The sequence below is a fragment of the Micromonospora sp. NPDC049089 genome (assembly GCF_040648775.1).
Lineage (GTDB): Bacteria > Actinomycetota > Actinomycetes > Mycobacteriales > Micromonosporaceae > Micromonospora.
Genome location: NZ_JBEZEH010000404.1, coordinates 1 through 1,336 on the forward strand (window position 1 = coordinate 1; position 1,336 = coordinate 1,336).

The window sequence follows — 1,336 nt, forward strand, 5'->3', positions numbered from 1 at the left end:
ATGACGAGCACGCCGGCGGCGACGAACGCCAACACGAAGACGGTGTCCACGATCCAGACCGACCGGCCGGTGAGCGCCTGCACCTGCGGCAGCACGGTGACCTTCGGTGTGGTGAGCAGAATGCCGGTGATGAGGTCGAAGATCGCGTTGAGGCAGGCCAGGATCGCCGTGGTGAGCCAATCAAGAACCTGGTCGAGGACCCATCCCATGACGATCAGCCCCCCACGATGCCCCGGACGACCTGCAGCAGGATCGGTGCGAGGACGGCCAGGCCGTAGCCGAGCAGCGCGTTGCGCAGGGCGAGCTTGGCTTTCTCGACCTGCGACGGGTCACCACCGGCGGTGGCCCAGTACACGCCGGCCAGGACGAGGAAGAGGGTGGCGATGGCGGCCAGGATGCCCATGACCCAGGCCTGCAGGTTGGCGATCACCACCGGCAGGGAGTTCGCCGCGAGGTAGACGGCGTCGCCCGGATCGGCGTACGCGGCGGCCGGGACGGCGAGTGACAGGCCGACTCCGACCAGCGTCACGGCCGCACGGAGGGCGAGACGAACGAATCGCGGGATTCCGAGAGTGTGCTGTGGAGTGCGGGACATTACGGTTCTCCTCCCGCCGCCGCCGATCACGAAGACGCGTGACGGGGGCGGCGATTGCTCGAAGCGGTCAGGTGGGACCGCCGCCGGGCGCACGAGAGCAATGCGCGAACCGCGTGAGCCCCGGGAGGAGCTCGTCCTCCCTCATGGGTGGGTGCGGTCATCAATGTGGTGTCAGCGCATCAACTGGCGCGGCACCCGAGGCGCGCGGATCGCAGCTGCTCGTCGCCCGGCGGCGGGCGGGACCGGCGAGCGGTACGGCTCGCTGATAGTCCCGCACCCCCAAACCGGCATTTGTGAGACCGGGCGAACACTTGCCGCGCTCACCCCGGTCCGGGCACGGCTCACAGTGCAGGTCAGGACCTTTCACCGCCGACAGCGCGGCCCGCGGGCGACGACTCACAGCTGGACCGAGACGGGCTTTCTGTCGGCGCTGCGAGTGCCGCTGGCGCTCACAGCTCTTGACAAGGCAGCGTCGGTTCGCCCGTTCCGGTGCTCCAGACGCTGGCGGACAGGTTGTGATCGTCGGAGCGGAGGACACGGCCGAGCGGCGCCCGGGCGGCGGAACGTGACGGCGGGCAGGTCGGACTGGCAGTCCCGCACCGGTTCTCTCGTCACTCTGCTGCCAGCGCAGCGCGGTGCCTCCGGAGCAGCTCCCTACTGGATACGGGTGCTCGGCACGCGGGAACGGCTGTGGGGCGCGGGCGCGCGGGGGGGGCCCCGCGGGGCGGGGGGGGCGGGGTG

Annotated in this window: 1 protein-coding gene and 1 pseudogene; both read right to left on the bottom strand. The window is 70.7% G+C overall.

Going from position 1 to position 1,336, the window contains the following annotated elements; all coding sequences use genetic code 11:
- Nucleotides 1-209, bottom strand: a pseudogene (locus tag AB0B48_RS33130) (hypothetical protein); the annotation flags it as partial.
- A gap of 5 nt (nucleotides 210-214) precedes the next feature.
- Nucleotides 215-595, bottom strand: a complete 381-nt coding sequence (locus tag AB0B48_RS33135; RefSeq protein ID WP_357208607.1) for a pilin — start codon at nucleotides 593-595, stop codon at nucleotides 215-217.
- Between the last annotated feature and the right edge of the window lie 741 nt (nucleotides 596-1,336).

What these genes read in the sequence shown, in the direction of transcription:
- AB0B48_RS33135 (WP_357208607.1), bottom strand. Translation starts at nt 595, where the DNA reads ATGTCCCGCACTCCACAGCACACTCTCGGAATCCCGCGATTCGTTCGT.